Annotated in this window: 19 protein-coding genes and 3 pseudogenes; 13 read left to right on the top strand and 9 right to left on the bottom strand. The window is 60.5% G+C overall.

Annotated features, from left to right (window positions below; all coding sequences use genetic code 11):
* Positions 1 to 84: 84 nt before the first annotated feature.
* From PY650_RS00835 to PY650_RS00850, 4 genes are read left to right on the top strand one after another with little or no spacing between them, the layout of a single operon-like run.
* Complete coding sequence (locus PY650_RS00835) at positions 85 to 786, top strand: creatininase family protein (RefSeq protein ID WP_285877185.1); 702 nt, start codon at positions 85 to 87, stop codon at positions 784 to 786.
* Entirely contained in the window at positions 783 to 1,802 is a 1,020-nt protein-coding gene (locus PY650_RS00840) for a ketopantoate reductase family protein (RefSeq protein ID WP_285877186.1), read from the top strand. The genes PY650_RS00835 and PY650_RS00840 overlap by 4 nt, the downstream gene beginning before the upstream one ends.
* Complete coding sequence (locus tag PY650_RS00845; protein ID WP_285877187.1) at positions 1,799 to 2,557, top strand: SDR family NAD(P)-dependent oxidoreductase; 759 nt, start codon at positions 1,799 to 1,801, stop codon at positions 2,555 to 2,557. Before PY650_RS00840 ends, PY650_RS00845 begins: the two co-directional genes overlap by 4 nt.
* On the top strand, positions 2,554 to 3,930 hold the full coding sequence (locus PY650_RS00850; protein ID WP_285877188.1) for a dipeptidase: 1,377 nt from the start codon (positions 2,554 to 2,556) through the stop codon (positions 3,928 to 3,930). Before PY650_RS00845 ends, PY650_RS00850 begins: the two co-directional genes overlap by 4 nt.
* A gap of 15 nt (positions 3,931 to 3,945) precedes the next feature.
* On the opposite strand, the pseudogene PY650_RS00855 reads toward PY650_RS00850, so the two are convergent.
* Positions 3,946 to 4,397 (bottom strand): annotated as a pseudogene (locus PY650_RS00855) (substrate-binding domain-containing protein); the annotation flags it as partial.
* Between the two features lie 4 nt (positions 4,398 to 4,401).
* Between PY650_RS00855 and PY650_RS00860 the strand changes: the two are divergent.
* The 3 genes and pseudogenes from PY650_RS00860 to PY650_RS00870 all read left to right on the top strand — a co-directional run.
* Positions 4,402 to 4,929 (top strand): annotated as a pseudogene (locus tag PY650_RS00860) (ATP-binding cassette domain-containing protein); the annotation flags it as partial.
* An 11-nt stretch (positions 4,930 to 4,940) separates the two neighbouring features.
* Entirely contained in the window at positions 4,941 to 5,723 is a 783-nt protein-coding gene (otnI, locus tag PY650_RS00865; RefSeq protein ID WP_285877189.1) for a 2-oxo-tetronate isomerase, read from the top strand.
* 374 nt (positions 5,724 to 6,097) lie between these two features.
* Positions 6,098 to 6,505: pseudogene (locus PY650_RS00870) on the top strand (beta-galactosidase); the annotation flags it as partial.
* Between the two features lie 215 nt (positions 6,506 to 6,720).
* Here the strand turns inward: PY650_RS00870 and PY650_RS00875 are convergent.
* Genes PY650_RS00875 through PY650_RS00885 form a run of 3 tightly spaced genes read right to left on the bottom strand, consistent with a single transcriptional unit; the run spans position 6,721 to position 10,453 of the window.
* A complete protein-coding gene (locus PY650_RS00875; RefSeq protein ID WP_285877190.1) occupies positions 6,721 to 9,009 on the bottom strand; it encodes a xanthine dehydrogenase family protein molybdopterin-binding subunit in 2,289 nt (762 codons plus the stop codon).
* Entirely contained in the window at positions 9,006 to 9,989 is a 984-nt protein-coding gene (locus PY650_RS00880; protein WP_285877191.1) for an FAD binding domain-containing protein, read from the bottom strand. Before PY650_RS00880 ends, PY650_RS00875 begins: the two co-directional genes overlap by 4 nt.
* On the bottom strand, positions 9,986 to 10,453 hold the full coding sequence (locus PY650_RS00885) for a (2Fe-2S)-binding protein (protein ID WP_285877192.1): 468 nt from the start codon (positions 10,451 to 10,453) through the stop codon (positions 9,986 to 9,988). Before PY650_RS00885 ends, PY650_RS00880 begins: the two co-directional genes overlap by 4 nt.
* A gap of 311 nt (positions 10,454 to 10,764) precedes the next feature.
* Here PY650_RS00885 and PY650_RS00890 point away from each other — a divergent pair, with 311 nt between their 5' ends.
* Both PY650_RS00890 and PY650_RS00895 read left to right on the top strand, forming a co-directional pair.
* A complete protein-coding gene (locus PY650_RS00890; RefSeq protein WP_432761467.1) occupies positions 10,765 to 11,394 on the top strand; it encodes a TetR/AcrR family transcriptional regulator in 630 nt (209 codons plus the stop codon).
* 282 nt (positions 11,395 to 11,676) lie between these two features.
* A complete protein-coding gene (locus PY650_RS00895) occupies positions 11,677 to 12,054 on the top strand; it encodes a DUF427 domain-containing protein (protein WP_285877194.1) in 378 nt (125 codons plus the stop codon).
* Here the strand turns inward: PY650_RS00895 and PY650_RS00900 are convergent.
* From PY650_RS00900 to PY650_RS00915, 4 genes are all read right to left on the bottom strand, one after another.
* Entirely contained in the window at positions 12,051 to 13,121 is a 1,071-nt protein-coding gene (locus PY650_RS00900; RefSeq protein ID WP_285877195.1) for an ABC transporter ATP-binding protein, read from the bottom strand. The two genes, PY650_RS00895 and PY650_RS00900, sit on opposite strands and share 4 nt — an antisense overlap.
* A gap of 21 nt (positions 13,122 to 13,142) precedes the next feature.
* The gene (locus tag PY650_RS00905; RefSeq protein WP_285877196.1) at positions 13,143 to 13,991 is read right to left on the bottom strand and encodes a carbohydrate ABC transporter permease; all 849 of its coding nucleotides are present in this window, start codon (positions 13,989 to 13,991) and stop codon (positions 13,143 to 13,145) included.
* A complete protein-coding gene (locus PY650_RS00910) occupies positions 13,984 to 14,922 on the bottom strand; it encodes a carbohydrate ABC transporter permease (RefSeq protein ID WP_285877197.1) in 939 nt (312 codons plus the stop codon). Before PY650_RS00910 ends, PY650_RS00905 begins: the two co-directional genes overlap by 8 nt.
* A 71-nt stretch (positions 14,923 to 14,993) precedes the next feature.
* Positions 14,994 to 16,304, bottom strand: coding sequence for an ABC transporter substrate-binding protein (locus PY650_RS00915; RefSeq protein WP_285877198.1), 1,311 nt, complete (start codon positions 16,302 to 16,304; stop codon positions 14,994 to 14,996).
* Between the two features lie 221 nt (positions 16,305 to 16,525).
* Here PY650_RS00915 and PY650_RS00920 point away from each other — a divergent pair, with 221 nt between their 5' ends.
* The 3 genes from PY650_RS00920 to PY650_RS00930 are packed head-to-tail and all read left to right on the top strand — an operon-like array spanning position 16,526 to position 19,533.
* Entirely contained in the window at positions 16,526 to 17,731 is a 1,206-nt protein-coding gene (locus PY650_RS00920) for an ROK family transcriptional regulator (protein ID WP_285877199.1), read from the top strand.
* A 42-nt stretch (positions 17,732 to 17,773) separates the two neighbouring features.
* Positions 17,774 to 18,874 (top strand): Gfo/Idh/MocA family protein, encoded by a 1,101-nt coding sequence (locus tag PY650_RS00925; protein ID WP_285877200.1) that lies wholly within the window; start codon positions 17,774 to 17,776, stop codon positions 18,872 to 18,874.
* Between the two features lie 17 nt (positions 18,875 to 18,891).
* Entirely contained in the window at positions 18,892 to 19,533 is a 642-nt protein-coding gene (locus tag PY650_RS00930) for a ThuA domain-containing protein (protein ID WP_285877201.1), read from the top strand.
* Between the two features lie 103 nt (positions 19,534 to 19,636).
* Here PY650_RS00930 and PY650_RS00935 read toward each other — a convergent pair whose 3' ends face one another.
* A complete protein-coding gene (locus tag PY650_RS00935; protein WP_285877202.1) occupies positions 19,637 to 20,482 on the bottom strand; it encodes an oxidoreductase in 846 nt (281 codons plus the stop codon).
* Between the two features lie 105 nt (positions 20,483 to 20,587).
* Between PY650_RS00935 and PY650_RS00940 the strand changes: the two genes are divergently transcribed.
* The gene (locus PY650_RS00940; protein WP_285877203.1) at positions 20,588 to 21,496 is read left to right on the top strand and encodes a LysR family transcriptional regulator; all 909 of its coding nucleotides are present in this window, start codon (positions 20,588 to 20,590) and stop codon (positions 21,494 to 21,496) included.
* Positions 21,497 to 21,583 lie beyond the last annotated feature (87 nt).

A 21,583-nucleotide genomic window follows, 5' to 3' on the forward strand; every position in this document is an offset into this window, starting at 1 on the left:
TGAAAAAGCGCATGCATCCGCTGAAGGTCGGTGATTTTCGGGGTTGCGTCCTAATGAATAAGAGTGGGAACAGGAGAAGACATCATGAGAGTTTCCGAATGCAACTGGCAGCAGATCGAAGCCTATTTGAAGAATGACGACCGCGCGATCCTGCCGCTCGGCAGCACCGAGCAGCACGCCCAGCTTTCTCTTTCGGTCGATTCGATTCTGTCGGAACGCGTCGCCGTCGAGGCGGCCGAACTGCTCGGCATTCCGGTTTTCCCGGTCGTCGCCTATGGCATCACGCCCTATTTCCTCGCTTTTCCGGGCACGATCAGCCTGCGCCAGGAAACCTACATCCGCATCGTCCGTGATATCCTCGATGGCCTGCGCCTGCAGGGCTTCCGCCGCATCTTGATCGTGAACGGCCATGGCGGCAACCAGCCGGCAGGCAGCCTCGCCGCCGAATGGATGGCCGACAACCCGGATACATCCGTTAAATTCCACAATTGGTGGAACGCGCCGCAGACCTTTGCGAAGGTCCAGGAGATCGACACCGTTGCCTCGCACGCGTCGTGGATGGAGAACTTTGCTTGGACGCGCCTGCCCGGCACCGTTTTCCCGACGCAGCAGAAGCCGATGGTCGACCTTGCCCTTATGCGTGCCATGTCGCCCGCCGGCGTCAAGACGCTTCTCGGCGACGGCAATTTTGGCGGTTACTACAAGCGGTCGGATGAGGAAATGCAGGCGATCTGGGATGTCGCGGTCAAGGAAACCCGCGCCCTGCTCGAAGGAGCATGGGCATGACCAAACCGATCCTGATCTGGGGCGCCGGCGCAATCGGCGGCACTCTCGGCGCTTCCTTCATTCGCGCCGGGCATGAGGCGATCTTCGTCGACAGCGCCGCCGACCATGTCGCGGCCATCAACGCCGAAGGCTTGCGGATAGACGGTCCGATCTATCAGGACACCGTCAAGGCCAAGGCCTATCTGCCGGAAGAGCTCGAAGGCACGTTCGACCGCATCTTCCTCTGCGTCAAAGCTCATCATACGGCGGCTGCCGCCACTGCGCTCAAGCCGCATATCGCCGCCGACGGCTATGTCGTCTCGGCCCAGAACGGTCTGAACGAGAACGTCATGGCAGTTATTATCGGCAAAGAGCGTGTCGTCGGCTGCTTCGTCAATTTCGGCGCGGATTATCTCGAACCGGGCGTGGTGCACTATAGCGGCTATGGCGCCGTTGTCGTCGGTGAACTCGACGGAAAGCGAACGCCGCGCATCGAGGCAATCCATGCGCTGATGTCGCAGTTCGAGCCGAAAGCTGTTTTGACCGACAATATCTGGGGCTACCTCTGGGGCAAGCTGATCTATGGCGCGCTGCTGTTCGGAACGGCGTTGACCAACGACAGCATTGCCGACGTGCTCGCCAACCCAGCCTATCGGCCGGTGCTGACAAAGCTCGCGCACGAAATCGGAAAGGTGGCAGAAGCTCAGCACATTGTGACCGAAGCCTTCAACGGCTTCGATCCGGCCGCATTTGCCCCTTCTGCCCCGGCGGGGGAGACTGCGCGTTCCTTCGATGAGATGGTGGTGCATAACCGCAAGTCGGCGAAATCCCATTCCGGCATCTGGCGCGATCTCGCCATCCGCAAGCGCAGGACGGAAGTCGATGCGCAGGTGTTGCCGGTGGTCGAAATCGGTCGCTTGCTCGGTGTTCCCACGCCTTTGGCGGCCAAGGTCGTGACCATGATCCATGAGATCGAGGACGGCAAACGGCCGCTCGATCTCGCCAATCTCGATGATCTCGCGAGGGCAGCAGCGTGAACATTACCTTCGACGGCAAGACCGTCATCGTCACCGGTGCCGCCCACGGTTTCGGCCGCGCCATTGCACAAGGCTTCGCCGCCCGCGGCGCAACGGTTCATATCTGCGACATTAACGAAGCCGGCCTTGAGGAAACGTTGAAACTTTGCGGCAGCAAGACCACGGCGCACATCCTTGATGTCGGCAATCGCACCGCCGCGCAGGAAACTGTCGCCAAGATCGCGGCCGCTTCCGTTACGATCGACGTCCTCGTCAACAATGCCGGCGGCGTGCGCGGCCAGATTGGCCGTCCCATAGAGGAGATCTCCGCAAGCGACTGGCAGACCATCTTCGATGTCAATCTCTCCGGCGCCTTCTTCATGTCCCAGGCGGTCGCGCCGACCATGAAGGCCCAGAAATCCGGCCGCATCGTCAATATTTCCAGCGGCGCCGGCCTCGGCATTTCGCTGACCGGCATCCAGGCTTATGCCAGCGCCAAAGCCGGGCAGATCGGTCTGACGCGGCAGCTCGCCCATGAACTCGGCCCCTGGAACATCACCGTCAACAATGTCGCTCCTGGCTTCATCCGTTCGAACCCGACCACGGAACGGCAATGGGAGGCAATGGCCGAGGAAGGTCAGGCGAAACTTCTGCAGAACATTGCCCTGAAGCGGCTCGGCAAACCCGAGGATATCGCTGCCATGGTGATGTTCTTTGCATCCGACTTCGCCGGCTGGGTCTCCGGCCAGGTGATCAGCGTGGATGGCGGCAAATGAGCGGCGTCGAAACCTATCTCAATGAGCATTTTGGTGCGGCGCTGGAAGACCTCAAGGCCTTCTGCCGCATCCCAAGCGTCAGCACCGATCCGGCCTATGCCGACGGCATCGCCAAGGCAGCGGCCTTTGTCGCCGAGCGACTGACGCGGGCAGGCTTCATCAATGTCGAACAGCTCGCAACCGGTGGTCATCCCGCCGTCTTCGGCGAGATCATCACCGATCCCAATCTGCCGACCTTCCTCGTCTACGGGCACTATGACGTGCAGCCGCCTGACCCCTTCGATAAGTGGAAGACGAAGCCCTTCGAGCCGGACGAACGCGACGGCCGGCTTTACGCTCGCGGTGTCTCCGACGATAAGGGACCGCTATTGATCCCGATCCTCGTCGCGGAAGCCTATATGCGTGCCGAAGGCGGCCTACCGGTCAATCTCAAGGTGCTGATCGAAGGCGAAGAAGAATCCGGCAGCCCGCATTTCGACGGCACGCTGCAGACCTATCGCGACCGCCTCGGCTGCGATCTGGTCATATCGGCCGATGGCGCGATGTGGCGTCCGGACCGCCCGTCGATGACGGTCGCCAGCCGCGGCCTGGTCGCTTTCGAAGTGACGGTCACCGGCGCCTCCAAGGATCTGCATTCCGGTCGCCATGGCGGCAGTGCTCCCAATCCGATCAGCGCTCTCTCCAAGCTCATCGCGTCGCTGCATGGAGACGACGGCCGCGTCGCTGTCGAAGGCTATCTCGATGACACCAGCTCGCCAGATGCCCGCATCATTGCGGCGATCGAGGCGGCAAACTTCGAAGCTAATGCCTATTACCGCGAGATCGGCTCGCCGAAGCCGGACCCGATCGAAAGCGGCCGTGAGCTGCTGATGCGGCAATGGCTGGAGCCGACGCTGGAGTTCAACGGCATCTCCGGTGGCTATCAAGGCAAGGGCACCAAGACGGTCATCCCCACGACGGCGAGCGTCAAGATCACCTGTCGCCTAGTCGCCGGCCAGATTCCCGACCATGTCGTCGACGTGGTCACCCGGCATCTGAAGGCCCGGCTGCCGGCCGGCTTCGCGCTCGATGTCCATCGCCATGGACCTGGCAGCGAAGCCTTTTTCATCGATCCCGACCTGCCTGCGCTGCAGGTGGCGGAAGAGGTGCTCGGCGAATTGCTCGGCCAGCCGCCGCTGCGAGTCGCCATGGGCGCGACGATTCCAATCGGTGCTTCCTTCCGCAAACATCTCGGCACCGACGCGTTCTTCTTCTCCTTCTCCACATCGGACGAAGACTATCACGCGCCTAACGAGTTCTTCCGCCTCGCCAACTTCCGCCTCGGCTTGACCGCATGGGCAAAGTTGTTGCGGAGATTGCCGCAGGTGACCTAAAGCAGTTTCGGGGCACTACTGCGCCTTGCGTGGCGGCCCGGCGGAGCGGCGCTCGATGATGCGGGACGCGATCTGTACGCGTCTCGCCGGCCCTTCGCGCAGTTTCGGCGTACGGATGCGCTCTAACAACAATTGCAGTCCGACGATGCCGATCTCCTGTCCTTCCACACGCACGGTCGTCAATTGCGGCGATATCTGCGTCGCAGGCGAGAAATCGCCGAAGCCGATGACGGAAATCTCGTCGGGAATCCGGTAGCCAAGGCCAAGAAGCTCCGACATCACGGTGAGCGCAAGCCGTCGTGAGCGCAGAAAAAGGCAGTCGGGTGTATGCCTTTCGCCTTCAGCGCCTTCAACGCATCCACAAATCCGCCTTGCTCCTCGAATTCCATCACATGTAACGTCACGTCATCTCGTTTTTCCATGATTTCGCGTGCGCCGTAGAACCGTTCCATCCGGCCTCGATAGCCGATGCTCAATCCACGCCTGACGGTCAAGGAGGTGATCGGCGATCCGCTGGTTGTCAACGGCCTCGCCAAGGGCAAGGCGCTAGAAGCGCGCGTCGGGGAACTCATGCGCCTCGTCGGCCTCGACCCAATGATGATAGAGCGCTATCCGCACGCCTTTTCCGGCGGCCAGCGCCAGCGCATCGGCATCGCCCGCGCGCTCGCCCTCGACCCAAAGATCATCATCGCCGACGAAGCGACCTCGGCACTCGACGTCTCGATCCGCAGCCAGATTCTCGACCTGCTGCTTGATATCCGCAAACGACTGAACCTCAGCTTCCTGTTCATTTCGCACGATATTTCCGTGATCCGCTATTTTTGCGATCGGGTGGCAGTCATGCATCGCGGCAGGATCGTCGAAATTGGTGAGGCGGAACAGATTTGCACCGCGCCGAACGAAGCCTATACCAAGAGTCTCATCTCCGCTGTTCCGAACCCCGATCCGCGCGACAAGCGCATGCTGCATCGGCAGCGCTTCAACGCACCCGCTCTTTGAGGATGAAATACGTGCCGAAATTTTCCGCGAACCTCTCCTTTCTTTATCAGGACCTGCCTTTCCTCGACCGTTTTGCTGCGGCCGCGAGGGACGGCTTCATGGGCCTAGAATATTTGGGACCCTATGCCGAACCCAAGGAAATGGTAGTCGATGCATTGAAGGCCAACGGCCTGACGCAAGTGCTCTTCAACCTGCCGTCGGGCGATTGGGCCGGCGGCGAGCGTGGCATTGCTTGTCTGCCGGACCGTGTAGATGAGTTTCGCGACGGAGTGGCCGCAGCGCTCGATTATGCGGCAGTCCTCGATTGCAAACGGCTGAACGTCATCTCCGGCCTTGTTCCTAAGGATGATGCCGACCTCGAAACGCTGGAACGCGTGCTGGTCGACAATCTCCGCTACGCCGCGCCGCGGATGGCCGATGCTGGCATCAAACTCTTGATCGAGCCGATCAATCTCCGCGACATGCCGGGCTTTTTCCTGTCGACGACAGATCATGCCGAGCGCATCCTCGAGAAGGTCGGCTCCGACAATCTCTATATCCAGTATGACTTTTACCACATGCAGATCATGCAGGGCGACCTGATGCAGACCTTCGAGCGACTGATGGATCGCATCGCCCATGTGCAGCTCGCCGACAACCCAGGCCGCAACGAACCGGGCACGGGCGAGATCAACTACGGCTTCATCCTCAGCGAGCTCGACCGCCTGGGCTACGACGGCTGGGTCGGCTGCGAATACAGGCCCAAGGCCGGCACCACGGAAGGTCTCGGCTGGATGAGACTCTACCGAATGTGAGGACGCGATGATGGTCAGGGAGACGCCGCTCTAACCCGGAACCTCTTCAAGAAAACAAGCCGCCCGCAAGACCAATTACTGCTGAACTGAAGCGACCTTCGGGCGGCGAAGCTTTGCCCGACTGACCGATTGAAGAAGGACCCTGCCATGCTCAGAAACGATAATCAACTGCCCTACGGAGCCGTCTATTTCCGCAAGTCCAATCCGCCGCAGGCCGATTGGGAACGCGATTACAAGGTCGCCGGCGAGGATGGGCTCAACATCTTCCGACACTGGTTCATGTGGAGCGCGACCATCATCGCCGAACTCGGCCATGCCGTGCCGGACTGGGCGTGCGCAAATACAAGCATGCCCTGCAGGTTAACGGCGATGGCCTCGCCGGAGGCACGGCTCGCGGCAATTTCGGCGACGGACGCCTCGCCGCTGTCGAACACTGCTTCGGCAAGGGAAGCACCCTGCTGATCGGCACCAATCCTTCCGTCGCCTATTACCGCAGCGAGGGTCGGGCGAATGGCGCCTTCTTTGCCGAGCTCTTCCGCTGGAGCGACAAGGCGGGGCACGTAAAACTCTCCAATGCCGCGTTGTTTGCCCGTATCCACGAAGGACAAAAAGGCAGTTTCCTCTGGCTGGTCAATCCGATCCGCACCGCGCAGATGACGGAAGTCGAACTCGCCGTTGGAACGCTTAAATCCGGTAAGGCGGTCTGGCCCGTCGGCGCTGTGCATGACGGCGGCCGCGTTAAGGTCCCGGCACGCGATGTGCTGATCCTACCTCTGGGGTGAGTGATCGAGTGGGGAATGGCCTGGCGAGCGTGATTGCGCCGCGCGTGATTGTCGGGCCCCTCACCCCAGAGGGGGTCTAAAATGCGTCGGGCACCGCTTCTGTTCAGGCAGTGAGGCCGATTATTTTGCGCTGTCGTCCTCTCAGAGGGGGCCAGCGCGAGGGGCCGGGCATAACAAGTGCGACTGCGGCGGATTCGCCCGACCATCCCGAATAACTATAACAGCTTCTCCAACGAAATCGGCAGCTCGCGTATCCGCTTTCCCGTCGCATGGAAAACCGCATTGGCAATCGCCGGCGCCACACCGACGATCGCGAGTTCGCCGACTGCTTTGCCGCCGAGCACGGAGGCGTGGGGATCAGGGATGCCGACAGAGATCACTTCGATGTCGGGGATATCGGCATGGGTCGGTACGAGATAATCGCCGAGATTGTTGTTGATGACCCGGGCATAGCGGTGATCGACAATGCCCTCCTCGAGCAGCGCCTGACCGATACCCATGATAATGCCGCCTTTCCACTGGCTTTCGACAAGCTTCGGATTGTAGAGCCTGCCGGAATCGAGCGCCGAGACGACGCGCGAAACGCGCACGGTGCCGAAATCCTCGTCGACGCGGACTTCGATGAAGTGGGCGCACCAGCTATGCAGCGAATAGTCGCCGTCCGTCGGTGATTGCATGGTCGCGATAGTCGAGAAGTTGCGATAGTGATCCGCCTTGCTCTGCTTGTCTTCCGGCAGCGTGTTGCGCAGCACCTCGATCTTGTCACGACCGATTTGCCGCAGTAGCTCGGCAATGGCGATGCCTTCGCCGCCTTCGCGCGGCGGCAGGATGCGGCCTTGCGAAATCGTCAGCGTATTGGCCTGTAGATCGCGGAACGGCGAGTTGGGATCGTTGATCGCCAGCCCTACCAGCTCGTCGCGAGCGGCGATCGCCGCCTTGTAGACGGCGCCGGTCATCAGATTGGCGAGCTGCGAACCGCCGGCGACGGGGGCACGCGGTAGGGCGGAATCGCCGAGCTTGACGCGGATCTGCTCGACCGGAATGCCGAGTGTTTCCGCCGCCGTCTGCGCCAGGATCGTATAGGTGCCCTGGCCCATGTCGATGCCGCTGCTCGCCACCTCCGCCGATCCGTCGGCCAGGATACGTACGAGCGCTTCGCCGGGGGTGCGGCGCACCGGGTAGGTGCCGGCGCCAACACCCCAGCCGATCAGGTGCTTGCCGTCGCGCATGGAACGCGGCGCATGAGAACGCTTCGCCCAACCGAAAGTCTTGGCACCAGCGTCGAAAGCCTGCCGCAACTGCCTTGTCGACCAAGGCTTGTCGGCTTCTTGATCCCGTTCGGCATAATTCTTCAGCCGAATTTCCAGCGGGTCCATGTTCAGTTCATAAGCAAGCTCGTCTATGGCGCTTTCGATACCCCAGGCGCTCGGATTTTCGCCCGGGGCCCTGAGCGCACCAGGCGTCACGGTGTTTACCCGTACGACGTTCTGCCGCGACGAGAGATTGGGCGTCGCGTACATGAGAGCGGTGACGACACCGAGAGGCTCGACCGCCATGCCATCCATGGAGGTCTCATTGGCACTGTTATGGACGATGGAGAGAAGCTGGCCATCCTCGGTCGCGCCCAGCGCGATCGTCTGGCGCGTGCCGGGCCGCCCCCCAAAGGCGGTGAAGGTCTGCGGCCGGGTTACGACCAGCTTCACTGGACGGCCAAGCATTTTTGCCGCCATGATGCCGACTGCGCCATGGGGAAGCGCAAATGCTTTTGAGCCAAAGCCGCCGCCGATATAGGGCGAGATCATCCGTACATTTTCGAAGGCAATGCCGAACCATTCGGCATAGGTCCGCGCCATGCCGTCGATCCACTGGCTTGGCTCCCAAACGGTCAGCCTGTCGTCGTCCCATTTGGCGATCAACCCATGCGGCTCGATCGGCACGTTGTATTCGCGCGGCGTCTTGTATTCCGCTTCGATTTTGACCGGCGCGGCCGCGAGCGCTGCAGCCGCATCGCCCCATTCCTTGGTCATCAGATCGATGGGGAAACCTTCGCCACCCTTCGGATCCTCCAAGCTGAAGATGGCCGGCATTTCTTCATAGGTGACTTTGATCAACGCCGCGGCAGCCGTCGCCTGTTCGAAGGTCTCTGCAACGACAGCAGCGACATGCTGACCGCTGAAGGTGATCTCGCGCAGCAACGGCTGATAGGGACCTTCCGGGCCGGGCGTATCCATCCAGGTGGTTGCCGAATTTAGCGCCATCTGATTGTCCGCAGTCAGTACCAACAGAACGCCCGGCGCCCTTTCCGCCGCCGACGTGTCGATGCGGTTGATACGGCCCGAAGCGATCGTGCTTTGCACCATGACCGCATGGGTCAGCCCCTCGAGATCGTGCTCGACCGCATAGTCGGCCTCGCCCTTGATTTTCGCGGTTCCATCCAGACGGGTCAGCCGCCCACCGAGCGCGCCGTCGGCAGCGCCGTGCTTCCTGCTTTCCATGATGGTCATGCCAATTCTCCCATCTTCAAGATGGCGCGCTCGACTATGCGCGGCGCAAGCGCAATCTTGTAATGATTGGCGCCATGATCGACGGCACCTTCAACGGCGAGCAGGCTTGCGCGCTTTACGGCGTCCGCATCGAGTGCCTGGCCCTTCAATGCCTCCTCGACGGCGTGGGCGCGCCACGGCTTGGTGGCAACCCCTCCGAGCGCCACCCGGATATCGCGGATCGTTCGACCATCCGTTTCCAGGTCAAGCCCGACGGCGGCGCTGGCGGTCGCGAACTCGTAGGACTGGCGGTCGCGGACCTTGAGATAGGTCGAACGCCGCGCGGCCGAAGATGTCGGAATGGTTATCGCAGTGATCATCTCGCCTGGCATGATCGCATGTTCCCGCTCAGGGGTCGTTCCCGGCAAAAGGAAGAAATCATCGACGGCGACCTGACGGCTGCCGAGATGCACGACCGCATCGAAAGCCACCAGAGCGACCGCCAGATCGCCGGGGTTGGCGGCGATACAGGCCTCGCTCGTGCCGAGAACGGCATGATTGCGCGTAACGCCGCCGATTGCCGAACAGCCGGAACCCGGTGCGCGCTTATTGCAGGCGGGGAAGGTCGCCGTATCGCGGAAATAGGCGCAGCGCGTGCGCTGCATCAGATTGCCGCCGATTGTTGCCATGTTGCGGATCTGCGCTGAGGCCGCAAGCGACAGCGACTCCGAAACGGCCGGGAATTGCGCTTTGATATTGGCATCGTCGGCGACCCGGCTCATTTTCGCGAGCGCGCCAATTGTGGCCTCCTGATCGGTGACTGCAATCTGATCGAGACCGGCAAGATGGCTGATATCGACCATCGTTTGTGGCTCGGCAACGCCGCATTTTGCGAGGTCGAGCAGCGTCGTCCCCCCGGCAAGCAGCATGGTGCCGGAAGCGGCTGCGGCCTGCCTGGCTTCGTCGACGGAGCTAGCGCGGAGATAGGAAAACTCTTTCATCGGCTGGCCTCCGCTGCTTCGCGCACTGCGGCGACGATATGCGGATAGGCTCCGCACCGACAGAGATTGCCCGCCATGTATTCGCGGATTTCGTCGTCGGAGCCGGCATGGCCCTCGCGGATGCAGGCCACCGCCGACATGATCTGTCCCGGCGTGCAATAGCCGCACTGGAAGGCGTCATGCTTCAGAAATGCCGCCTGCACCGGATGTAGATCGCCGTTTTCTGCCGCCAGCCCTTCGATGGTCGTGACCTTGCGGCCTTCGGCCTGAGCGGCCAGCGTCAGACAGGAGAGCACGCGTTCGCCGTCGACATGGACGGTACAGGCGCCGCATTGGCCCTGGTCGCAGCCCTTCTTGGTGCCTGTCAGGCAGAGATGCTCGCGAAGCGCATCGAGAAGCGTGACACGCGGATCGAGCAAAAGCTCGTGCGCGTGCCCATTGATATCGAGATGGATGGTCGTCATCAGCTCACTCCCTGTTCGGGTCATCATCTTGCAATCATTGGAATCAGTCACGGCATCCATTCTTGACGTCAGCCTGACCGGCGCCAGGTCATCGGGCTCGTCCGCTTTCACCGGCGCGTGCGGCTTGTGGTCGAGTATCGAGGCAAGATAGCACCTTTGCGGTCGTTGATCCTCCGAGTAGACAGCAATGGCATCCTGGCCCTTTATGAGATAACAATTCTCTGGTACTCAAGATTAAACGGAGGCGCCTCCGTTTATAATCCTAGAGACTTGTTCGATATCGTCAAGTTGCAATCCGCATGGAGCGAAAATTGGCTTCCAGGCCATCGTCAAAGTTGAAGGGCGACACGCCGACTGGCGCTAAAACCCTACGCGCGGATGCACGACGCAATCGTGACAAGCTTGTCCAAGTCGCGGCCGAAGCCTTCGCCAGCCACGGCACGGCCGCCTCCCTCGAAGACATCGCGCGGCGCGCCGGCGTCGGAGTGGGTACGCTCTACCGTCATTTTCCGACCCGCGAGCATCTGGTCGAAGTCGTCTATCGCCACGAGGTCGAAGCGCTCTGCAACGCCGCCGAGGAGCTTTCCCGTGAACGTGCGCCGGATCAGGCGCTGGAAGAATGGATGCACCGCTTCGTCGGTTACATCGCCACCAAGCGCGGCATGGGCGACAGCCTGCGCATCCTTTTCAACAGCAATTCCACACTCTTCGCCGACAGCTACGGCAAGGTGCCGATCGCGCTGAGCGGCCTGATTGAACGGGCGATGGCCGACGGCTCGATCCGCACCGACGTCGACAGCACCGATGTGCTGCAGGCGCTGTCCGGCACCTATTCCATGCCCAATTCGCCGGAATGGCATGACCGTGCCCGCCGTCTAGTCCGGCTGCTGATGGACGGCTTGCGCTGGGGCGCACCGAAAACACAGAGGCCATGGGCCTGATAATCGGCTGAACACTTCCTATATGCATTTTGAACTCGGATCGTCGGGCGCGTCGGGCGTTGCCGCGGTTCCGTATATGGCTCCTCACCCTAGCCCTCTATTCGCACGCGGGGAGAGGGAACGACGGCGCAAGACAACCGATCTTCCCCTCAAGCGGGAGTAGCGCGGGGCGCATCGTAGACCCCCTCTCTCCGCCATGCAGGGCGAGGGTTCGGGCGAGGGGCCAGGCACATAGGCACGGCAAAACCAAACTCGCCATCGTCAAAGATAAGGAGAGCAAGAATGTCCGAAAAGCTGGTCAAAATTCCCGGCCCCGATCATCCCATCACCATCGAGAGCAAGCAGGCCCATGTCACGGTTTCGGTTGCCGGCAAGGTTATCGCCGATACGCGTGAAGCGCTGTCCCTGAAGGAAGCCACCTATCGCGCGGTCATTTATATACCGCGCGGGGACATCGACATGTCCGCGCTCAAGAAAACTGACCACGCCACCTATTGCCCCTATAAGGGCGATTGCTCCTATTATAGTATTCCCGCCGGCGGCGAGCGTTCGGTAAACGCGATCTGGACCTACGAAAATCCATACGCCTCAGTAAGCCAGATCAAGGATTACATGGCCTTCTACCCCGACCGGGTCGATGCCATAAACATCGACGCTTAAAGAGCCAAGCCGCTTCCGCTGTCGAAAACATAGACCTGATCGGCGCTGACAGTGACCTTCAATTGCTCGCCGTAGCGAACCGGGGCTTCGCCGTCGACGACGGCCGTCACCTGTTCGCCGGCAAGATCGAACAGCACGTGGGTCTGGGCGCCTGTTGGTTCGACTAGCAATGTCTGGCCGGTGAGCGCCGAGCCATTGCCCGTCAAGCTTAGATGTTCCGGCCGAAGTCCGATTTTGACGGTCTGGCCGGGCTTCACCTTGCGCGCGCCCGCGATGCGGACCTGTGTGCCATCCTTCAGCCGCACGGCCGGCGAGCCGTCAGCGCCATCCGCTACCCCATCAAGGAAATTCATCGCCGGCGAGCCGATGAAGCCTGCGACGAAGAGATTGGCCGGCTGCCGGTAAAGGTCGATCGGCGTGCCCTGCTGCTCGATCCGCCCCTGGTTCAGCACAACGATGCGGTCGGCAAGCGTCATCGCTTCGATCTGGTCGTGCGTGACATAGATCGAGGTCGTCTGCACCTTCTGATGCAGCGCCTTGATCTCCGAGCGCATCTGCACGCGCAGTTTCGCATCGAGGTTCGACAAGGGCTCGTCGAACAGGAAGACGGCAGGGTTGCGGACGACGGCGCGACCCATGGCGACGCGCTGGCGTTGGCCGCCGGAAAGCTGGGCAGGCTTGCGGTCGAGCAGCTTGGTGAGGTCGAGCATGCGTGCGGCCTCATTGACCCGCTGTTCGATCACCTGCTTGGTCTCGCCAGACAGTTTCAGATTGAAGCCCATATTCTGTGCGACCGTCATGTGCGGATAAAGCGCATAGGATTGGAAAACCATGGCGATGTTGCGCTCGCGCGGCGTCAATGCATTGACCACCTGCCCGCCGATCGACACATCGCCGTCGGTGATTTCCTCAAGGCCGGCGATCATGCGCAGCAGGGTCGATTTCCCGCAGCCGGACGGCCCGACAAGGGCAATGAACTCGCCGTCGCCGATCGCCAGCGAGACATCGTGGATGACCGGCAGCGCGCCATAGGCTTTGTGGATGTTGGAAAGTTCGACGGATGCCATGCTTTTTTGCTCCGGTAAGGCTTAGGATTTCACGGCGCCGGCGGTGAGACCCGCGATGATGTGCTTCTGCGCCAGGAAGAAAACGATGATGGTGGGCATGATGGTCAGCGTGATGAACGCCAGCACCAGTTCCCACTCTGTGCCGAATTCGCCACTATAGACCATCATGCCAAGCGGCCAAGGGTAGATCGAGTCCGAATTCAACATGATCAGCGGCAGGATGTAGCTGTTCCAGCTGCCGACGAAGGAGATGATGCTGACGGTTGCGACGATCGGGCGCGAGAGCGGCAGCGAGATGTGCCAGAAGAAGCGGATATAGCCACAACCGTCGACGAAAGCCGCCTGGAACAATTCTTCCGGAAGGTTTCGAAAATAATTTCGAAACAGAAGAATGCTCATGCCGAGACCGAAAGCCACCTGCGGCAGCACCACGCCCCAATAGGTATTGAGCAGGCCGAGATCGCGGATCCGGATGAACAGCGGCAGGATCGCGGTGGCCGCTGGGAACATGAGGCCGATCAGGAAATAATTCAGCAGGAAGTTCGAGCCGAAGAACTTCACATGCGCGAAGGCGAAGGCTGCCATGGCCGACACCGTGACCGTCAGGAACACCGTCAGGACGGCGATGATCAGCGAGTTCATCATCTGCCGCCAGTAGCGATCGCCGAACAGGATGCCGGCATAGTTCTCGAAATGCCACTCCGCGGGCAGGCCGAAGGGATTGGTTCTGAGATCGCCAAGCGACTTGAAACCGCCGAGCGCCGTGGTCAACAACGGAATCAGCACGATGGCGGCGATGATGGTCAGCGACACGTAGAGATAGATCTTCGTGCCGGTGGTCATGCGAACGGATGAAGTCATATCAGTCATGGCGCATAAATATCCGCTTGTAGCCGAACGCGAGGGTGACGCAGATGACGAACAGCACGACGCCGACGGCGCTGCCGAGGCCGACCTGCATACGGGTGACGCCGAAATTGTAGAGGAAGGTCACCATGGTCTGCGTCGAATTGAATGGTCCGCCACCGGTAAGCGGCATGATCAGATCGAAAAGCTGCAGCGAGCCGACGACAGCGAAAAAGACGGACAGACGCAGCGTCGAGCCGAGCAATGGCAGGGTGACATAGCGGAATTTCTGCCAGCCGGTGGCGCCGTCGATTTCGGCGGCTTCCAGCACGCTCTTGTCCAGGGATTGAAGGCCGGCAATGAACAGCATCATGTGGAAGCCGAAATATTTCCACACGATCACCGCCAGAACCGCATACATCGCCAGATTCTTGTCGGCGAGCACATAGGGCGTGGCCGTGCCGAGAAAGTGCGAGATGGCAGCAAACAGGCCGTAGTCGCCGTCATAGACAAAGCGCCAGATCAGGCCGGCGGCCACTTCGGCCAGCACATAGGGCAGGAAGAAGATCAGCCGGAAGAGCACGACGCCGCGAATGCGGTTTGCCAGCATCGTCGCCAGCCAGATGGCAAGCGGCACCTGAACGGCAATCGAAACCAGGATGATCAGCGCATTGTTCTTGAGCGACGTCAGGAAGGCGTCGTTCTTGAAGAGAACCTGGAAATTGCGCAGGCCCACGAATTCTGTCGGCGGGCCGTAGCCGTTCCATTTGTAGAGGCTGTACCAGGCAGCTTCTCCCATCGGCAGGATGACGAAGATGGTGAAAAGCAGCACCGCCGGCGGCAGGAACAGCAGGATGACAGGCATCCGACCGCGTGCGGCCGGTGATTTTCGCCTCGCTGCGGGTTTCGCTCTGGCTATGGGCGGTATGGCGGTCGTTGCGCTGACATCGGTCATTGGCAGTCTCGACTTTGTAATTCAAAAGAAAAAAGGCGCCGGCCAGGGGGAGTTGCCGGCGCCCGTGGGCGTTAGAGCTGGTCCTGCTCGAAGGCGTCCTGGACCTGCTGCGCGCCATCCTTGGGCGTCATTTGACCCGAAACGATGCCGACCGAGATGTCGTTGACGACACGACCGACGGAGGGGCCCAGATCCTGGTCGAAGAAGTTCTGGTGCCAGGTCGAATGCGCCAGCTGCTCGGCCGATGCGTGCATCAGCGGGCTCTTGACGCCGTCTTCTGAACCGATCGTCACCGGAATGATCATGCCGGCCTGCGCCATGATGCGCTCATTGTCCGGATTGGTCAGATAGGCCAGGAAGTCGAGCGCTTCCGGCGGAGCTTTCTTGGTCACGGCCCAGCCATTCAGGCCGCCGAGCGTATCGGTCGGAAGGCCGGCGCCGCCCGTGACCGCCGGGAAGGCGAAGCGGCCGATATTGTCGTCGGCCAGACCCTTGCCGTCGCCCGCATTGGTGCGCTGGTTGGCGGCAGTGTTTTCGAAACCAAGGATCATCGCAGCTTTGCCGTCACCGAAGACTCCGAGCGCCTGCGGCCAGGTGGTGCCAAGATAACCGGGCTGGAACGGATCGAGCTTGCCGAGCTCTGCGAGCTGCTCGCCGGCTTTGACGATTGCCGGGTCGTTGAAGCCATTGCCCTGGCCGGTCTTGGCCGCAGTGAAGACCTGCTGGCCGCCGTCACGCATCACCAGATAGCTCCAGTAGAAATGGATCGGCCACTTCTCGCCACCACCACCTGCAATCGGCACGATGCCGGCAGCCTTGATCTTTTTGACCGCGGCCAGATAGTCGTCCCATGTCTTGATGGCCGTGGCATCGACGCCGGCCTTGGCGAAGAGCGCCTTGTTGTAGAAGAAGGAAACGGTGCCGAGCTTGAATGGCACTGCGCTGATCTTGTTGTCGAAGGTCAGGCCCTTGATGGCAGCCGGGTTATAGGTCTTCAGCCAGGCACCGTCCTTGGCGTTCATTGCCGTGGTCAGGTCCATCAGCGTACCGGTTTCCTCCTGCTGCTTCAGCACACCACCACCCCAGCTATAGAAGAAGTCCGGCGCATCCTTCGATTGCAGCAGAGTCGGTAGCTTGGCCTTGAAGGCTTCGTTCGCCAGGAACTGCATCTCGATCTTCACGCCCGGGTGCTTGGCTTCGTACTGATCGGCGATCTTGCGCCAGATGGCGATGTAGTTCGGATCGAGCTCCAGGTGCAGCCACTTGACGACGGTATCCGCAGCCGCGCTGGTAGCGCCGGCAAGAATCGAAAGCCCCGTCGCGGCGGCAATGGCCGCGATACGCGCTCCGCGAAGGGCTTTCGCCCCACGTTCATACAGCATGATTTTCTCCTCCGAAGGGAACAAGAGCTTCAATTAATTTTTCCCTTATGCGGATTAATTCAACGGAGCTTTGCTGAAATGTCAACCGCCATTCCCAAATTTTAGGCAAAAACGCCCGAAAGCGGCTTGACATTGGGCGATAAGCATAGGCTATTTAATTCGTATCCCGTCAAAAATATCAGGCTCATAGCCAAGCGGAATTATCATTCGGCAACATTCTCATGAAAACAGCAGACCCCGAGCTTATGCGAGCGATAAACCGCTTCAACGTACTGGATACGATCCGGCGGGCGGGCTCAATCGCGCGTGTTGAAATCAGCGAACGCACCCAGCTTTCGACTACCACGGTCTCGGCAATCACCGCTTCGCTACTCGATGACGGCCTGATCCTGGCGCGTACCGAAGGCGACCTGCGGGAAGCCGCGGCCCGTGGCCGGCCGCGCGTCATGCTGGAACTCAATCCAGACGCCGCCCGCGTTGTCGGCGCAAAAATCGCAGCCAACCGGATGGTCTTCGTCGTTGCCGATTTCCGTGGCGAAGTGCTGTCGACTCTGACGCTCGCCCTTCGGGTCGATCGACAGCCGATCAACGTCATCACTGATCTGATCGAAGATGGGGTGCGTCGCTGCGTGGTCGATGCAGATCTGGCGCTCGATGAAATTGATTCGGTCTGTCTCGGCCTGCCCGGCGTTATCGAACACCGCACTGGCCATGTGCGCTCCAGCCCTATCTTCCGCGAAAATGGCGTCGACTTTGCCAAGGACATGTCCGAGCGACTGGGCGTTACCACCATCGTTGAGAGTGATGCGCATGCCATCACGCTTGCGCATCACTGGTTCGGCAAGGCGAAAGATCTCGACGACATGGTGCTGGTGTCACTGGAACAGACGCTCGGCCTTGGCGTGCTGCATGGCGGTCAACTGTTTCGCGGCGCCGGCGGCTTGAGCCACAATCTCGGTGACCTCGCGCTCGGCATCGGGCCGCAGGGCATGATCAGGCTCGCGAGCCTGGCGGGCGAAAGCGCCATTCTGGGCGACCAGCCGAACGGCGGCCGCTTTGCTGAAGCCATTCGCCTCGGCCGCGGTATGGCCCATGCGAAAACATTGATTGCAGCCGAGGACAACACCCTAATCAGCGCGGCGATCCGGGCGGGCGAAGCCTGCGGCATGGCGCTTGCCAATATCGTCACCTTGTTCGCACCGCCGCGCGTTATCCTCGTCGGATCGAGCCTGGCGCTTGGCCAACCCTTCCTTGACAGCCTTCGGGACGCCTATTCCCTGGCGATTCCGCCATCGATTAAGGGCGTGACCGAACTCGTCTTCGACCAGTCGACGGATGAAACCTGGGCGCAGGGCGCGGCTGTGGTCGCGCTGCGCGAACTCTACGAATCTCCTTGGGGAACGACAGGGCCGGCACCGGCGCTCTGACCCCGTAAGGTATGCACAGACACTTCATTTGGAGGAAGTTTTATGGAAAAGGTCGGTATCGGCATCATCGGTTGCGGAAACATTTCCGGCGCCTATCTCACCGCGATGAAATCGTTTCCCATTCTCGACATCAAAGGGGTCGCCGATCTTAATCGCGAACTTGCCGAAGCCAAGGCCGCCGAATTCGGCCTGAAAGCCGTCGACGTTGCCGCACTATTCGCTGATCCCACGATCGAGATCATCGTCAACCTGACGATCCCGAAGGCGCATGTCGCCGTCGGCCTGCAGGCGCTCGAAGCCGGCAAGCACACCTATTCTGAAAAACCGCTCGGCATCAACTTCGCCGATGGCAAAAGGCTCGCCGATACCGCTGCTGCCAAGGGCCTGCGCATCGGCGCGGCTCCCGACACCTTCCTCGGCGGCGGTCATCAGACGGCACGTACCGTCATCGACGAAGGCGCGATCGGCATTCCGGTCGGCGGCACCGCCACCTTCATGTGCCCCGGCCATGAACGATGGCACCCAAATCCGGCTTTCTATTACGAAGTCGGCGGCGGCCCGATGCTCGACATGGGTCCCTATTACATTACGGACCTCGTCAATCTGCTCGGTCCGGTTTCCCAGGTGGCAGGCTTTGCAGTGACCCCGCGCAAGGAACGCATCATCACCAGCGAGCCGCGTAACGGCGAGCGCATCCCGGTGCATGTGCCGACCCACGTCGCGGGCGTCATGGCCTTCGCCAACGGCGCTGTAGTTCAGATCGGCATGAGCTTCGACGTCGCCGGCCACAAGCATGTGCCGCTCGAAGTTTACGGCACCGAGGGCACGCTGATCGTGCCCGACCCGAACCGCTTCGCCGGCCCGGTCGAATACCTCAAGAAGGGCGGCCAGTTTGAGGAACGCGAAGTCACGGCCCCCTATGCCGACGGCAACTATCGCTCGCTTGGCGTCGCCGATCTGGCGCATGCCATCCGCTCGAATCGGCCGCATCGCGCCAATGGCAGCCTGGCGCTGCATGTGCTCGAAGTCATGGAAGCTTTTCAGACCGCATCCGACACCGGTCGCACGGTTGCCATCACCACCAAGACAGAACGTCCGGCCCCGCTTTCCGAATCCCTCGTGGACGGCAAGATCGGTCGCTAATTCATTGGAGAACTATTATGCGTGAAGCACTTATCGTCTGGGGCGGCTGGAGCGGCCACGAACCGCAGGAATGCGCCCATATCGTCCGCGACATGCTGCAGGAGGATGGCTTCAAGGTCTACCTCGAAAACAGCACCGAAGCCTTTGCCGATCCGTCGATCCATGACCTCAGCCTGATCGTGCCGATCGTCACCATGTCCAAAATCGAGAAGGAAGAAGTGAAGAACCTCGCCGCCGCGATCGAAAGCGGCGTCGGCATCGCCGGCTATCACGGCGGTGCCGGTGACAGCTTCCGCGAAAGCGTGGAATACCAGTTCATCATCGGAGGCCAATGGGTCGCCCATCCCGGCAACATCATCGACTATACGGTCAACATCACCAAGTCAGACGATCCGATCATGGAAGGGATCACCGATTTCCCTTACACGTCCGAACAGTACTATATGCATGTCGACCCGTCGAACGAAGTGCTGGCAACCACGACCTTCACCGGTGACCACGCCTACTGGATCGACGGCGTCGTCATGCCAGTCGCCTGGAAGCGCAAATACGGCAAGGGCCGCGTCTTTTATTCCTCACTCGGCCATCAGGCCAAGGAATTCGACGTGCCGCCGATGAAAACCATCTTCCGCCGCGGCGCCAACTGGGCAGCGCGTTAAGACCGATTTCCTCATTCCGAGCGAAAATTGTGCTTTCCCCCGTCTTCTCCCCCGCCCGCGGGGAGAAGACAAAGGTTGGAGAAGTGGTCGCCGGCTTCAAACCTCAGTCTGAGACGTCAAGCCGCGTATTCGAACCGACATCCTTCCAAATTTCGAGATCGGCGAGTAACCGCTCCGCATGCTGGCGGACTGCATCGATTGCGTCATCACCCAATTGAATGCGTAGCGGTGTGTTGCTGCTAGCCAACGCAATATCGATCGCCGCGGCGGCTTTTAGTGGATCGCCAGCCTGGGTTCCGTCCATATCAAGCATCGCTTTCCGAATGCCAGCAAGCGTCTCCCGGTAGGCGTCATGGCTCGGCATGAAGCGCTCGGCACTACTGACAAGCGACGTTCTGAAGGCACCTGGCTCGACGATGAGTACCTTGATCCCGAACGGCGCCAATTCCTGAGCAAGTGCCTCCGAATAACCTTCCAGAGCGAATTTCGTTGCGGAATAGGCTCCGACACCCGCAAAGGACATCTGGCCTCCCATGCTGGAAATATTGACGATCGCGCCCTTTCCTCTTTCCCGCATGTGGGGAAGCGCGGCGCGAGTGACAGCCATGGCACCGAAGAAATTCGTATCCATGAGAGCCCGGACTTCGGCCTCCGGCGTTTCCTCCAGCGCCCCGACAATTGCATAGCCTGCATTGTTAATGAGGACGTCTATGCCACCGAACGTCATAATGGCGGCGGCAATGGCTTGCTCCGCGGCGCCGGCGCGTTTCACATCGAGTTCGACTGTCAAAAGCCGATCGCCACTCTCCGGCCGCAGTGATTGAAGTTTTCCTCTCGTTCTCGCGGTGGCAACGACATTGTAACCTTTCGAGAGCGCATGTCGGGCAAATGCAAGGCCAAATCCGGATGAGGCGCCAGTGATGAACCAGGTGGGTGTCGAGGTGGACATAGCGGTGATCTCCTGACCGCAGTTGATGTTGGTGGCGACTATATCGGCAGGAGATAGATTGATAATATGGTTCTATCCGCACTCCTTATGCAACAGGCTTCATGAATGGACCGCGATCTCCTTGCGCACTTGCCGGTATTTCTTGCGGTGGCACGCCTGGGCAGTTTCGCCGGCGCGGCTGGGGAGCTAAGCCTGAGCCCCTCTGCAGTGAGCCACGCAATCCGAACGGTCGAGTCGCGGCTTGGCGCGACATTGTTTGCCCGCACCACCCGAAGTGTCGCCTTGACGGAAGCTGGAAACGATCTTTTGGGCATCATCGGACCGGGTTTCTCGCAGATCGAAGACGGACTTGATCAATTTCGCGCAAACACGGGCAATGTAACGGGCCTGCTGCGTCTCAATGTCCCTCGGACCGCGCTGGCTTTGGCAATCACCCCTGTCGTCGTCGAACTCTCGCAGCGTTTCCCCCAACTGACAGTGGAGATCGCCATCGACGATGCATCGATTGATATTATCGCCGGCGGTTTCGACGCCGGAGTACGGCTCGGAGAAATGATCGCACAGGACATGGTCGCCACGCGTCTGACCGCTCCCTTCAAGATGATCCTCGCCGCAGCGCCGGATTATCTGACACGAATGGGCGAGCCACGGGCCATACCCGAACTCGCAAGTCACAACTGTATCGGATTTCGGCAAATTACCGCGGGCAGCCTCTACGACTGGGAATTAAACGACGGCGGAACCATGGTCTCCGTTGCCGTCAGGGGAAGCTCGATCGTGACCGATGCCACCTATGCCAAGGAACTTGCTTTGGCGGGCGTCGGCATCACCTATCTCATGGAACCTCTGGCGAGAGCAGAAATTGAAAGCGGAAAGCTGAAGCAGCTACTGCCTGAAACGGCAATCGAAGAGCCTGGCCTGTTTCTCTATTATCCAAAACGTGCCGCCTCCGCGCCAAAGCTCCGCGCATTCATCGACGTCGCCAAATATAGGCTGAAATCTCAACTGGCGTAGTAGCGCTTGCGACTTTAGTGCGGCCTGATAAACTGATATGCGGCACGCTACAAGCTATTGTGCCGCTTGCGTTTTTGGCTCTGTGGA

Origin of the sequence: Martinezella calliandrae (genome assembly GCF_030272695.1) — a bacterium.
GTDB classification, from domain to species: Bacteria; Pseudomonadota; Alphaproteobacteria; order Rhizobiales; family Rhizobiaceae; genus Rhizobium; species Rhizobium calliandrae.